The sequence below is a fragment of the Laspinema olomoucense D3b genome, assembly GCF_025370785.1.
In the GTDB taxonomy this organism is placed as follows: Bacteria; Cyanobacteriota; Cyanobacteriia; order Cyanobacteriales; family Laspinemataceae; genus Laspinema; species Laspinema olomoucense.
Map to the genome: position 1 here is coordinate 153,260 of NZ_JAMXFA010000006.1, position 14,024 is coordinate 167,283.

Sequence of the window (14,024 nt, forward strand, 5' to 3'; positions counted from 1 at the left end):
GCCAGGTCCACTAACATCCGGCCCTGTTCCGAATCTACCATCAGGGGGTACGACTCTCGTAATTTACACCCGCTCTATCTTGAACTCTATACTCAACTCTATACTAACGCCTCGGTTGGCTTCCCTACCTCATTCTATACTGAACTAACCTTCCCCTTTGGCTTTATCTTATCTTAAGAATTGGGCCTGTATCGCCCCCGGTTACTTCCGCCTGCAAGCCTATCCCGCCTTACTTTCCGCCCTTAATATACTTTTTCTTCTAATGGCGACTCCTCCTATCCCCAACAAGAGACGCACTTGCTAAGTTTAGCAAAAAACGTGGCCATGCACAAGCTTTTTGATAAATTTATGTAACAGATGTTAGGGTTTCTTGTTATTGGAGCGAGAGCTTTGGTGAGAAAAGTTGCATCTTTTTCGCCTAATAGAGCCTGGATCACCGAGGGACATTACCCTTTAGCTATTTTGGGAAAAAAGTTGGAAAAGTCAAGACGGTTGGAAGAAAACCAAGGGAATAACCCACCCACCAATTTCGTAATATTTTGTAATTGTTTTAAGGCACTAATTCGCTTATGATAAGATGGAAAGCCCCAGACCCAACCCGGAAACTTAAACCGCAGAGCCGGTAATCTCCTAAACTGTAGGACGTCGGATCTGCCTCCATCCCACCCCCCATAAATCAGAACGGGGGAACCACCGTGAACCAAGGGTTTAGACGCTTTCAGCGAGGTAACCCTCTCGGGATAAGACTCCCCGCAAACAGACCGCCAACTCAAGTCTTAGGATCTCCCTTCAAGTCCGTAATCTAATGAGGGCGAGAAGTACAGGCTTAACAGACGGATCAGAATAAATCCGTAGATTGCCCCAAGGCGGACCATTCAACAAGTTTTACCACACAATAATTGCTAATGTAGCCTCGGTAGCGCCCAGCCTAAACGCAACTTCAGTCACCACAAAATTGATTGTCATTTAAATAAAGAGGACCAACAAATGAGCGTCCCAAACTACAACCCATCGCCGAAACAAGACCTGGAAGAAACCACCCGATCGGCCCGCAATACCTATCAAGACGTATCCGCAGCTAAGACCATTAGGAATACATTGGCATATAACGAAGCCCTCATCACCATGAAAGAAACTCTAACCTTAGAACATGATCAAATACCCAAAACTTACGGACTAGAAGCCCTAGGGATGAAAAACCTCGGCCATGTCTATCGCAACCTCTCGATTCCGACCTTGGTCGAACACGCCTTAGCCCGGGCGGAAGCCATCCTCGCCGATAATGGCGCACTTTGTATTAATACCGGAAAATATACCGGACGGTCTCCCCATGATAAATTTATTGTAGATGAACCGAGCAGCCGGGACGAAATCCACTGGAACAAACTCAACGTACCGATTTCCGAACAGAACTTCAAACGTCTCTATCGGCAGGTGCTTTCCTACGTCCAGGGTCGAGATCTTTATCTGTTTGATGGGTATGTCGGGTGCGATCCCAACTACCGCGTCGGCGTGAGAATCGTCAACGAATACGCCTCACAAAATTTATTCGCCCATCAACTCTTTATTCGCGCAACCGAGGAAGAACTCGCTAACCATCAAGCTGATTTCACCGTGATCGCCGTTCCTGGTTTACAAGGCGATCCAGAAATCAACGGCATCAACTCCGAAGCCTTTATCGTCGTCAACTTTTCCCAAAAAATCGTCATTATCGGCGGTTCTAAATATTCCGGGGAGATCAAAAAATCCGTGTTCTCCTTGATGAACTACTTTATGACCAAGCGGAACGTCCTGCCGATGCACTGTTCGGCGAACATGGATGATCAGGGGAATACCGCCTTATTCTTCGGACTCTCGGGTACAGGTAAAACGACGATTTCGGCAGATCCGACCCGTCGGTTGATTGGGGATGACGAACATGGTTGGTCAGAAGATGGAATCTTTAACTTTGAAGGCGGATGTTATGCTAAAACCCTTGCCTTGTCCAAAGAAAACGAACCGCAAATCTGGAATGCCATCCGCTTTGGCACCTTGATGGAAAACGTGGTCCTCGATCCCATCACTCGTCATCCCGACTATAATGATGGTCGCTTGACTGAAAATACCCGAGTTGCCTATCCCATCGATTATATTCCGAATGTGGTCCTTCCCAGTGTCGGCGGACATCCAACAGCGGTGATTTTCTTGTCAGCGGATGCCTTTGGCGTTTTGCCTCCGATCGCCAAACTGACGAACCGGCAGGCAATGTATTATTTCATGTCCGGCTATACCAGCAAACTCGCCGGAACAGAACGGGGAATTACCGAACCCGAAGCCACTTTCTCCGCCTGTTTCGGAAAACCCTTCCTGCCTCTGTCGGTTACGGTGTATGCAGAAATGCTCGGTGAGCGCCTACGGAAACATAATTCTACCGCTTCCGTATATCTTGTCAATACCGGATGGTCTGGGGGTCCTTATGGCGTCGGCAGCCGGATTAAGATTAAATATACTCGGGCAATGGTATCAGCGGCCCTCAGTGGTGAACTTGATCACGTCCCCTGTCATCCTCATCCCGTCTTCAAAATGTTGATTCCTGAAGCCGTTTCCGGCGTCCCCAGTGAGATTCTCGATCCGCGCAATACCTGGGCGGATAAAGAGGCTTACGATCGCCAAGCCAAAGAACTGGCCCGACGGTTTGTGGAGAACTTCAAACGCTATACTACAGCCAGTCAGGAGATTATCGACGCCGGTCCTAGCTGTGAATAATTCCACCCCCGCGTAGAGAATCAGGGATATCAGGAACCTGAATGGACTTTATGTCCCCCTTTTCTAACTCAATATAACACTTCTCACAGACTGACGCGGGCAGTTTTCCTGGGTAACTCCTCACCTTTCCGGTTGAGGCAGGGCTGAGTTTTCTGGGGATCTGCTCGCTTTCTAAATTCTTTCTAAAGAAATACAATCTCTCTCAAAAGTGTTAAAAGCTTGACGATCTGTCGCTGGAATAACACGAACCAGGGGAGATTGCTGCTAAAGTACAAATTGTTTGTTTACAGAGGAATGTAGTTCATGGGAACATTAAAAGTTGGGATTAATGGATTTGGACGGATTGGACGTCTAGTGCTGCGTGCCGGAATTAACAATCCCAATCTTGAATTTGTGGGGATTAACGACCTGGTTCCTCCGGATAACCTGGCTTATTTATTCAAACATGACTCAACCCAAGGAAAATTTCCGGGGACGGTAAAAGCGACTGCTGAAGGAATTGAGATTGACGGCAAGTTTATCCCCTGTACCGCCATTAAAGACCCAACGGAACTGCCCTGGGGTAAAGTCGGTGCTGATTACGTTGTCGAGTCTACGGGACTGTTTACCACCCTAGAGGGGGCTTCCAAACATATTAAAGGGGGTGCCAAGCGCGTGGTGATTTCCGCACCGACGAAGGACCCGGACCAAGTACGGACCTTCCTAGTCGGGGTCAATCACGAGACGTTTGACCCGGCGAAAGATACCGTCGTTTCTAATGCCAGTTGTACTACAAACTGTCTGGCCCCAGTTGCCAAGGTGATTAATGACAATTTTGGCTTCAGTGAAGGGCTGATGACCACGGTACACGCGATGACGGCGACTCAACCTACGGTGGATGGACCCAGTAAAAAAGACTGGCGCGGTGGCAGGGGTGCTGCCCAGAATATTATTCCGGCTGCTACGGGTGCAGCGAAAGCGGTGACCCTAGTGTTACCGGAGTTGAAAGGTAAACTCACGGGGATGGCATTCCGGGTTCCGACTCCGGATGTGTCCGTAGTGGATTTGACCTTCCGGACTACTAAGGCAACCACCTATAAGGAAATTTGCGCGGCGATGAAGGCGGCATCGGAGGGCGAACTCAAAGGGATTTTGGGTTACACCGAGGATGAGGTGGTTTCCACGGATTTTGTCGGGGATTCTCATTCGAGCATTTTTGATGCCGGTGCCGGAATGGAACTAAACTCGAATTTCTTCAAGATTGTGTCATGGTATGACAATGAATGGGGTTATTCCTGCCGCGTTGTGGACCTGATGCTATCTATGGCGAAAAAAGACGGCATTCTATAGGTTTATCTTAGGTTAGTTCAGTGTTTTGATTAAAAAAGGGCGATCAGTTGCGATCGCTCTTTTTTAAATCTTTAACTTCAAAAGCCCAATCCTCCCTAGTCTAGTTACCCTTAGAAAGGGCTGAAGCGAACGCTTCTTTGACTAACTCTTCCTTGAGTTCAATCTTTCTGACCCTGGGCGACAAAATTAGTTAAAATATCAGACAACCCTAGGCAGGGAATCAGACTGTGGAACAGTCTGAACTCAAAGGGTCTGACCCAGACTCAATGGTGTTGCTTCCCATTTAATAATTGAGAGGTATAATTTATGGTAACCACCCCTCAACCTACAAAGGTCATCTACCCCGATTGTGATGGAAATCCGATGTCTGATAATACCCGCCAGTTTCGTTGGATTGTGGTGATTAAAGAGAATTTAGAGATTCTGTTTGATGAGGATCCGAATGTTTTTGTGGCGGGGGATTTGCTTTGGTATCCCATCGAAGGTAATAATAAACTGCGTCAAGCGCCTGATGTGATGGTGGCGGTGGGACGACCGAAAGGCGATCGCGGGTCTTACAAGCAATGGGAAGAAGGGAACATCCCTCCCCAAGTGGTGTTTGAAATTCTCTCCCCGGGAAATCGTCTCAAGGAGATGGCGAAGAAACAGCAGTTTTATGACCGTTATGGGGTGGAAGAATATTATGTTTTCGACCCCGATCGCCTCGATTTCAATGGGTGGATACGCACTCAGGCGGGTTCCCTGGAGGTGATTGAGCAGCCGGAAAATTGGACGAGTCCCCGTTTAGGGATTCGCTTTGAATTGCAGGAGGAACAGTTCACTATCTACCGTCCCGATGGGGAGCGATTTCTGACTCCAACGGAGTTAGCCAAACAAGCTGAACAACAACGGCAGGAGGCTGAACAACAACGGCAGAGGGCGGAGTCAGCCGAAGCACGTCTGCGGGAATTGGAGGCTCGTTTGCGTGAACTAGAAGGCGATCGCCATCCTGAAGGGTAAGATGAGCAGGCTCAACCGGGTGCAACAGTTTCGCCCCTGTGAACTGTTCCCAGGGTTAGGGGGGGGATCCCAGGAGTTTGCCCGGGTTGGAAAGGGATGGGAATGGTCTTATATCCCTTTTGAAGTCAAATCCGGTTGAAAGCCTGATCCCTCATGGCCTAAAACGGCACAAAATCGTTAATTGGTCTTAAGGTGACCGCACTGTGGATAATAGGGCGTGGAGTTAGCTAGATCACCCCAAAAGCCCTAACTTCAGCGTCCTAAACTCACGGCAACTGAGGCAAAATAGCCAACTCTAATCCGGCAATATACCGTAGATTTGTGAAAATCTTGTGAACGTGGGAAGAAATATACCGGGAGGCAGAGAGTCACCAGGAGGGGCGATTCCTTCGGAAGGCTTCGCCAACGCACTCTAGGCAGAGAAGGCGATTCCCGGTGAACTCCCCCCGATTCCGATGTACCAATCTGCCGCTATTCTCCCTAAAATCCGTACAGTTCATAGAATGACTCTTGACCTAAATGGGGGGCATATTTTTTCACGAGGCTTTCTAAATCTTCCCCCGCGTCTAAATCAATCCAATCGTCCACTGACCCGCGAAAGCACCACCGTTGTACCCAGAAATTCTTCGAGTCTTTCCTCCTCCGAAATCGCATCATTGGGGTATAAGTGAGGAGAGATGTTAAATGCTGTGAGGCGTTATACCCTCCGAATGAGCTTAAGATGTCCGATACCTTGCCGACATCTTGATCCGGAAGATGGATAATCATACTGTGGTCTTTAACATCAATGATGAAATTTTTAATTTTGCTGTATTTTTTGATTCCCTGATCTACTATCTCTAATTCGCGATCGCTAAACACTTTGGGCTGGATTTTCCGCAAATAGACTTGACTATTGGGATTTTCATAAATTTCAAACCCCTCGGGAATCGAATCTAGTAAATTCCCCTCAGTTTTGAGGGAAAAATAATACTTAGGCTTGCCGGTTTTAGTGGTGCTTTGGTGCAGAACATAGGTTTGACCTCGACGATTAGTATATTGAAGTACCATGTTTAGACTCCGAACAAGAAACGATTAAGGAATGATTCTATCACTGATTCCGGATGCGAGTCAGGTGGTTTTTATTGTCTGCCTATCCGAGTTCCAACCATTCCTCGATTTCTTGGGCTAACCAGGCACATTCTTCTTCCGTGAGTTTTCGTCCGGTATTTCCAAAGGCATATTGTTGATAATATCCGGGTCTCGGTCCGGCGGTGAGGGCAACTCCCATGACAAATTTTTTATTGTCGTAGAAAATCGAGGCGGTTTGAATCTGGGCGGTGACGCCGAGTTGTCGGCGATAGGTAAATCCTAACCGCTTTTGCTGGATCTCAAAGCTGTTGCGATCGCGTTCTAAACAGACGATGGTTCGTTCAAAATACTCGCTCAAACAGGCAACCATCCCCAGAGGAATTAAGATCGGTAGGATCACGGTTGCCACGGGCAGGACCAAGGACAACAGGGACAAGGAACCAATGCCGATTAACAGATACACGAATACTTGGGCAATGAAATCAGAGGTGCTGAGATTATTTCGTAAGGAGGCGACGGTACGCTTGATCAGGTTTAGCCCCCCTTGCCATAGGTTTAACCCCCAGGTTACCACTTTTAAGCCCGGTTCGGGTAGGATGATTTCTAATTTTTGGGGGTTTTTGCGCAGTTGAATGGGGGTGATGTCTGATTGAGCAGAGGGGGCGGTGTCTGTGGAGAGGGTAGCGACTCCTTCTAAGGCGGCGATCGCTTCGGTTGCTGTGGGATAGCGATTGTCCACCTGGGTTTCTGTCAGGGTTTGTAACCAACTGATTAAATAGGGGCTGAATTTGGGACTGAGGCGATCGCCAAATTCCAGTTGCAAGTTCTTCTGTAGTAAGTCCGCCGGGGGTACTCCGGTGAGTAAGTGCACCAAGGTTGCACCGACGGCATATAAATCCGACGCCGGGACCGCCTGTCCCCCAAATTGTTCTAACGGAGTATAGCCATAAGTACCAACTACGGTAAAACTACGTCCTGGAGTGAGCAGGTTCCGGTCCTGTACTGCTCCGAAATCCACTAAATAAATTTGGTTGTCTTCTCCTAATATAATATTGCTGGGTTTAATGTCCCGGTGGAGTACGGGAGGATTTAACTGATGAAGGTAACATAAGATATTTAACAGGGCCGTGGCTATCCGCTCAACTTCCTCCTCAGTAAACCGCCTGCCGCGATCGAGCCAGTCCTGAAGGGATACCCCGGGAATATACTCCTGAACTAACCCGGACCACAAGGTCCCATCATCGATCGCAAAATAATCCCGATACCGAGGAATGCGCGGGTGGGCTAAATTTTGGAGGACCTTCGCCTCCCGTTCAAATAGCTTGAGACTTTCCCACGCTTTCGCACCTCCCCAGACGAGCAACTTCATCACCACGAGTTCCTCTGTGGTCAAATCCACCGCTAACCAGGTCTCCCGGCTCGGGTTATCATTCAACTGCTCTTGCAGTTGGTATCGCTCTTGTAATACCGCCCCTGTTTCCGGCATAGTGTCATAAACCCATCTGGACAAAGTTAAGTGTTTCCCTCTCTAGGTTAGCAATTCTTGCTCCGGGATAGAGAGGCTTGTGGGTTAAGGACCCTCGATGGGGGTTTTCCTGGATGCGCGATGGGTGTACCCGGGTGACGGGTTCGCGAGGAGGTGGAGACTCCCTGGAAAACCGCCTCAATTAGGCCAATTAAAGCAATTAGGCCAGTTGAGGCGGTTTTCCGGGGTGCGATTCATTAAATAGAGAGAACGCCAGGTTCTAAGGGTATCCTTGTGGAGTAAAAAGGGCGATCGCTTGACTGCTGATGGTAGGGGGTGACCAGCCCGACTCGCCCAAAATCCGATTCAACGGGGAAGTGGTAACAAAAGTCAAGTGATCAGGATAACATTCGCTGTGATTATTTGGGAAAAATTTAACCTTTATTTCCCAGGAATCCGAGGTTCTCACAAGAGGGAAATCCCCTAGAGGCTTGAGGGACTAGGGATTCCTCTGTCGGATCAATTTGACCCCTAGGGGAGCAAGGGGACTGCTTAACATTAAGTAATAAACAACCCCCGGGATGTTAAAGCAATCTAAATATTCTTTTAACAAAGTTGCTGCTAGTGGCGGGAGAAAATAAGGTACAATATTTTAAATTATCTAACAAGCTTAAGAATTAACAGCCAAATCCAATTGTCATAAAAAGTTCAAAAAAAGATTTGAAAACTTGTCGGATTTTAAAAATCTGAGCTATGATTTACATGGAAAGTGAAAAACAAAGAAATTTAACTTTCTAACACTCTTAAAGACGAGCATCAGGTAACAGGAGTAGGATATATGGTTTCTACAGCTCCAGAACAACAATCAGCCAAAGGTTCCAAAGAAACACAGTTTGTACTTTTCTTTGAAGAAGTCGGATTAGCAGATTTAGGCTTGGTGGGGGGTAAAAATTCCTCATTAGGTGAAATGATCCAACAGCTTGAATCAAAGGGAGTCAACGTCCCCACAGGCTTTGCAACCACGGCTTATGCTTATCGGTATTTTATCGAGAAAGCAGGCTTAGAGCAAAAACTACGGACGTTGTTTGCGGATCTGGATCTCAATGATGTCAACAATCTGCGGGAGCGCGGTAAGCAAGCGCGGGCGATGGTGATGAATACCCCATTCCCGAAAGAATTAGACGACGCGATCGCCGAGGCTTACCTCAAATTGTGCGAACGGTATGGTGCCAATGCTGAATTCTGCAAACGCTTTGGTCCAGAGTATCAAGAAGTCTGCGAAAAATTTAGCAGCGATCTTGACGTAGCTGTTCGTTCTAGCGCTACTGCCGAAGACTTACCTGATGCGAGTTTTGCCGGACAACAGGAAACCTACCTCAACGTCCACGGCGTCAAAGGTGTGCTGGAATCGTGTCATAAGTGCTTCGCGTCCTTATTTACCGATCGCGCCATCTCCTATCGCCATCAATATGCATCAAAGCGTCCCGACTTTGACGAGTTCAGCGTGGCACTTTCTGTAGGCGTCCAAAAAATGGTGCGGTCTGACTTAGCCAGTTCCGGCGTCATGTTCTCCATCGACACGGAAACCGGCTTCAAGAACGCCGCCTTAGTTACCGCCGCATACGGTTTAGGGGAAAACGTGGTCCAAGGTGCGGTCAACCCTGACGAATACTTTGTCTTCAAACCGACCCTCAAAGAAGGCAAACGCCCAATCCTCGAAAAACGCCTGGGCAGCAAAGAAATCAAAATGGTGTATGACGTAGGCGGGTCGAAACTGACGAAGAACGTTCCAGTTTCTGCTCCCGAACGCGATCAATACTGTATCAACGATGATGAAATTCTCACCTTAGCGAAATGGGCCTGCATCATCGAAGACCACTATAGCGAATCCCGGGGCAAATATACCCCGATGGACATTGAGTGGGCCAAAGATGGGATTACGGGCGAACTCTTCATCGTGCAAGCGCGTCCAGAAACCGTCCAATCCCAAAAAGCTGGAAACGTCATCCGTAACTTCAAACTGCAAGGAAGCAGTGATGTCGTAGTCCGGGGTCGTGCGGTTGGCGAAATGATTGGTCAAGGGAAAGCTCGCGTTATCTTAGATGTCCACAATCTCGACCTGTTCCAACAGGGTGAAGTCTTAGTTACCAACAAGACGGACCCGGATTGGGAACCGATCATGAAAAAAGCGAGTGCGATCGTCACCAACCAAGGGGGACGGACTTGCCACGCTGCTATTATCGCCCGGGAAATGGGGATTCCAGCCATCGTCGGTTGTGGGACTGCCACCGGGGATATCAAGAGTGGTCAAGAGGTCACCGTGTCCTGTTCTGAAGGTGAAGAAGGCAAAGTCTACGAAGGTCTAGTTCCCTTCGAGGTTCTCGAAACGGCGATCGACAACCTGCCACGCACCAAGACCAAAATCTTGATGAACGTCGGCAACCCAGAAGAAGCCTTCGGTTTATCCTCTATCCCCTGCGATGGCGTTGGTTTAGCCCGGTTTGAGTTTATCATCGCTAACCACATCAAAGCTCACCCCTTGGCCTTGATTCACTTCGACAAACTCGAAGATCAAGCCGTCAAGAGCGAGATTGCTGAACTGACGAAACTGTATTCGCACAAACCGGACTTCTTCGTAGACAAACTGGCTCATGGTATCGGCACGATCGCCGCTGCCTTCTATCCCAACCCCGTGGTTGTCCGGATGTCTGACTTCAAGAGTAACGAATATGCCAACCTCTTAGGCGGTAAGCAATTCGAGCCCAAAGAAGAAAACCCGATGATCGGCTGGCGTGGTGCTTCTCGCTACTACGACCCCAACTATACCGAAGCCTATGGGTTAGAGTGCGTCGCCCTCAAACGGGTCCGGGACGACATGGGTCTGACCAACGTCATTCCGATGATTCCCTTCTGCCGCACCCCTGACGAAGGTCGCAAAGTGTTAGAGACCATGGAAAAATACGGTCTCAAACGCGGCGAAAACGGTCTGCAAGTCTATGTGATGTGCGAAATCCCCAGTAACGTCATTCTGGCGGAACAATTCGCGGAAGTCTTCGACGGCTTCTCCATCGGTTCTAATGACTTGACCCAGCTCACCTTGGGTCTGGACCGTGACTCCTCCTTAGTGGCTCACATCTTTGATGAACGCAACCAAGCGGTTAAAGATATGGTGACAATGGTCATCCAAACTGCTAAGAAAACGGGTCGCAAGATTGGGATCTGCGGTCAAGCGCCTTCGGACTATCCCGAATTTGCACGCTTCCTCGTGGAACTGGGTATCGACTCGATCAGCTTGAACCCTGACTCGGTGATGAAGACCCTCCTCGATATCGCCAAGTTGGAAGAAACCATGAAATAATCCAGCTTTCCTAGTAAGATAGGCAGCCGGGAGAATTCATTCTCCCGCGCCCGAAACAAAGCCCGCATGAGCGGGCTTTTCTTTGTGTAATATCCTGTTGCGGGATCACCCCTTTTGAGCTCACCCCCTTTCGCCCCGAAGCCCCTCTGCTAACACCTACTCCTGATATCAAATTCGGTTGCTCCAGGTCTATAAAAACCCACACCCTTAAGGGTGGGTCTATACGGACGTAGACGCGCTAGCGGCTTCGGTGAAGGGTAGCCCGCCTGCGCGGGCTGAAGAGAAAAACGACTTTTAACAACCGGATTTGGTATCAGAGGAGAGGGAGAATAATTTAATTTGTTTATTGCTGTAGGAGGGAGAAGAGAAGGCGGGAAAATTTGCTGCTGAGTTCGTCCTCCTAGCCCTCCTCCTAAGATGATTTGGCAAAGTTATGAACAGTAAAAAAATGAACCGACCCATTTTAATCGGCACTATCGGAAGTGTTTTGCTGCTGCTGTTGCCGGTGCAGAAGTGGTTGCCATTAGAAATTAGTTTTTTAGAGGCGATCGCCGTTGTGACTTCGGCCTGGAGTGTCTGGCTCCTTTCTAGGAATAACCCCTGGGGATGGTGGATTGGTTTAGTAGGAGTGGTTGCCTATAGCTGGGTGTTTTATCAGGTTCGGCTCTATGGGGAGGTGGGGATTCAACTCTTTTATTTAGTCACCAGTTTGCAAGCGATTTACAGTTGGTTGCGGGGCGGGGAAAATCACACCGAAAAACCGATCGCCCGGATTCCTTATCGGTGGATACCTTGGCTGGTGGGAATATTAACCGTGAGCGTGATGGGGTTGCGATCGCTCTTAATTGCCATGAATGGGAGCGCCCCTTTTTGGGATGCCCTAACCACCGTTGCTAGTGCGATCGCCCAGTTATTATTAATGCAGCGCTATGTGGAAAGCTGGTATTTATGGATTGGGGTAGACACCATTTATGTTCCCCTTTATGCCTCCCGAGGACTTTACCTCACCAGTTTTCTCTATGCCATATTTTGGCTATTGGCGATCGGAGGATTGCAAAACTTTAAACGACTTTATTCTGCACAAAAACAGGAGAAGCCAGAAGCATGAAACTGGGGGTTACCGTCGGCAAATTCTATCCCTTCCACCGGGGACATGATTATTTAATTCGCAAGGCAAAAGCTCAAGTGGAGCAATTAGTTGTTGTGGTAGGGGCAAAACCCGAACAAACGATTCCCGGCAGCATACGAAGGAACTGGATTCGAGTCATGCATCCCGATGTTGAGGTGTATGAAACCCTGGATGATTTGCCCGAAGCGCCAGAACCTTGGGCAAAACGCACCTTAGAATTACTGGGAGGAAGGCAACCGGATGTTGCTTTTACTTCTGAGGCATACGGGGAACCTTGGGCGGCGTTTATGGGTGCGCGACATATTGCGATCGACTGCCCTCGGGAGGTATTCCCCATTTCTGGAACCCAACTGCGTCAGGACCTCGCAACCCATTGGCAGATGCTCACTCCTCCGGCAAAAGCCTATTTTGCCAAGCGCATCGCTGTGGTGGGAGTAGAATCGAGTGGGACTACAACCCTGGCGCGATCGCTGGCAGAACAGTATCAAACCGTATGGGTCCCGGAATACGGGCGATGGTATTGGGAAGGACGGCAATATCTCGCCAATTCCGACAATTGGGATAGTGACGAGTTTATCCAAATTGCTGAGGGACAAATCGCCTGGGAAGAGGCACTGGCAATACGTGCTAATCGCTTGGTGGTATGTGATACGGACCCTTTGGCTACCTGTATTTGGCATCGCCGGTATCTCGGGTCAGACTGTGAGAAATTGGAACAGATAGCCGCGAGGGGAAATTATGATTTGTATCTGCTGACTGCACCGGATTTTGGTTTTGTGCAGGATGGCACTCGGGAAAGCGAAGCCCTCCGGATGACGATGCACCACTGGTTTCTCGAACTGTTGGAACGTCAGGGAAAACGATATATTTTGCTGGAGGGAAGTCACGAGGGGCGGATGGTTCAGGCAACGGAGGCGATCGCCCAAGTTTTAAAGTTTCCCTCTTTTTGAGCGATCGCCCGGTTGACAACTGGAGAAACTTATCCTTGGGTTGCTTTCGGCGCTGGAGGCATCACCACTTTTTTGGCTAATCCAACGGTTTTTAAAAGCCAAATTGCCCACCAAGTCATGTCCAATTCCCACCACCGCCAACCGGCTTTAGCAACATTAGGATACGCATGATGATTATTATGCCACCCTTCGCCATAAGTGAAAATTGCCGCCCACCAAAGATTGCGGGAATTATCTTCCGTGGGAAAGGTTTTATATCCCCACATATGGGTGACGGAGTTAATCAGCCAAGTGCTGTGCCACAGCAGAACAACTCGCACAAACACTCCATAGACGATAAAGGGCCAACCGCCTAAGAGATAAAGGGCAACCGCTAACGGAACTTGCAGCAATAAAGAGTAGCGATCGAGCCAACAGTAGAACGGATCCCGAGCTAAATCCGGGGCGAATCGGTTATACAGTTCTTTGTTGAAAAATTCGGGACGGGGATAAATCATCCACAAAAGATGACTCCACCAAAAGCCCTTACGTGCAGAATAAGGGTCTTTGATTTCATCTTCAGTATAGGCATGATGTAACCGATGTCCGGCTATCCAAAAAATTGGTCCGCCTTGGAGTGCCGATGCACCGACGAGGGCGATCGCATATTCTAGCCATTTCGGAACTTGAAAACTCCGATGACTCAATAGGCGATGATAGCCCAAACAAATGCCAATACTCCCTAAAAACCAGTGCAACACTAACATCACCCCTAATGCGGACCATGAAAAACACCAGGGTGCTAATAAAGCCAGTACATGAATGGCGATAAAAAATGTCGTAATTACCCAATTAACCGGGGATTTATTTTCCGGAGAATTTGGCATCGATTCTAACTGCATATACACTTCCTCAAACACACACTAATTTCACTAAAAAACCGCACCCTCAAGGGTGGGGTTATACAGAAATAGCCTGCCTATGCCCTGTCGCCCAGGC

General features: G+C 48.6%; 9 protein-coding genes. 6 read left to right on the forward strand and 3 right to left on the reverse strand.

Translation table 11 applies throughout. The features are described 5' to 3' along the window. Window positions 1–987: 987 nt before the first annotated feature. The 3 genes from pckA to NG792_RS06295 all read left to right on the forward strand — a co-directional run bounded on the left by pckA (window position 988) and on the right by NG792_RS06295 (window position 5,073). Window positions 988–2,745, forward strand: a complete 1,758-nt coding sequence (gene pckA, locus NG792_RS06285; protein ID WP_317619207.1) for a phosphoenolpyruvate carboxykinase (ATP) — start codon at window positions 988–990, stop codon at window positions 2,743–2,745. 303 nt (window positions 2,746–3,048) lie between these two features. Continuing rightward, window positions 3,049–4,074, forward strand: coding sequence for a type I glyceraldehyde-3-phosphate dehydrogenase (gap, locus tag NG792_RS06290; RefSeq protein ID WP_261234875.1), 1,026 nt, complete (start codon window positions 3,049–3,051; stop codon window positions 4,072–4,074). Between the two features lie 306 nt (window positions 4,075–4,380). Further along, on the forward strand, window positions 4,381–5,073 hold the full coding sequence (locus NG792_RS06295) for a Uma2 family endonuclease (RefSeq protein WP_261200672.1): 693 nt from the start codon (window positions 4,381–4,383) through the stop codon (window positions 5,071–5,073). A gap of 480 nt (window positions 5,074–5,553) precedes the next feature. On the opposite strand, the gene NG792_RS06300 is transcribed toward NG792_RS06295, so the two are convergent. Both NG792_RS06300 and NG792_RS06305 read right to left on the reverse strand, forming a co-directional pair. Further along, window positions 5,554–6,123, reverse strand: coding sequence for a hypothetical protein (locus NG792_RS06300; RefSeq protein WP_261234876.1), 570 nt, complete (start codon window positions 6,121–6,123; stop codon window positions 5,554–5,556). Between the two features lie 82 nt (window positions 6,124–6,205). Next, window positions 6,206–7,654 carry a serine/threonine protein kinase gene (locus NG792_RS06305; protein ID WP_261200674.1) on the reverse strand — a complete coding sequence of 483 codons (1,449 nt, stop codon included), beginning with the start codon at window positions 7,652–7,654 and terminating at the stop codon, window positions 6,206–6,208. Between the two features lie 793 nt (window positions 7,655–8,447). On the opposite strand from NG792_RS06305, the gene ppsA reads away from it, so the two are divergent. The 3 genes from ppsA (at window position 8,448) to NG792_RS06320 (ending at window position 13,046) form a co-directional block, all read left to right on the forward strand. Continuing rightward, complete coding sequence (ppsA, locus tag NG792_RS06310) at window positions 8,448–10,967, forward strand: phosphoenolpyruvate synthase (RefSeq protein ID WP_261200675.1); 2,520 nt, start codon at window positions 8,448–8,450, stop codon at window positions 10,965–10,967. 448 nt (window positions 10,968–11,415) lie between these two features. Next, entirely contained in the window at window positions 11,416–12,075 is a 660-nt protein-coding gene (gene pnuC / locus NG792_RS06315; protein ID WP_261200676.1) for a nicotinamide riboside transporter PnuC, read from the forward strand. Then, on the forward strand, window positions 12,072–13,046 hold the full coding sequence (locus NG792_RS06320; RefSeq protein WP_261234877.1) for an AAA family ATPase: 975 nt from the start codon (window positions 12,072–12,074) through the stop codon (window positions 13,044–13,046). The genes pnuC and NG792_RS06320 overlap by 4 nt, the downstream gene beginning before the upstream one ends. 29 nt (window positions 13,047–13,075) lie before the next feature. On the opposite strand, the gene NG792_RS06325 is transcribed toward NG792_RS06320, so the two are convergent. Beyond that, window positions 13,076–13,927, reverse strand: coding sequence for an acyl-CoA desaturase (locus NG792_RS06325; RefSeq protein WP_261200678.1), 852 nt, complete (start codon window positions 13,925–13,927; stop codon window positions 13,076–13,078). Window positions 13,928–14,024 lie beyond the last annotated feature (97 nt).

What these genes read in the sequence shown, in the direction of transcription:
- pckA (WP_317619207.1), top strand. Translation starts at nt 988, where the DNA reads ATGAGCGTCCCAAACTACAACCCATCGCCGAAACAAGACCTGGAAGAA.
- gap (WP_261234875.1), top strand. Translation starts at nt 3,049, where the DNA reads ATGGGAACATTAAAAGTTGGGATTAATGGATTTGGACGGATTGGACGT.
- NG792_RS06295 (WP_261200672.1), top strand. Translation starts at nt 4,381, where the DNA reads ATGGTAACCACCCCTCAACCTACAAAGGTCATCTACCCCGATTGTGAT.
- NG792_RS06300 (WP_261234876.1), bottom strand. Translation starts at nt 6,123, where the DNA reads ATGGTACTTCAATATACTAATCGTCGAGGTCAAACCTATGTTCTGCAC.
- ppsA (WP_261200675.1), top strand. Translation starts at nt 8,448, where the DNA reads ATGGTTTCTACAGCTCCAGAACAACAATCAGCCAAAGGTTCCAAAGAA.
- pnuC (WP_261200676.1), top strand. Translation starts at nt 11,416, where the DNA reads ATGAACCGACCCATTTTAATCGGCACTATCGGAAGTGTTTTGCTGCTG.
- NG792_RS06320 (WP_261234877.1), top strand. Translation starts at nt 12,072, where the DNA reads ATGAAACTGGGGGTTACCGTCGGCAAATTCTATCCCTTCCACCGGGGA.
- NG792_RS06325 (WP_261200678.1), bottom strand. Translation starts at nt 13,927, where the DNA reads ATGCAGTTAGAATCGATGCCAAATTCTCCGGAAAATAAATCCCCGGTT.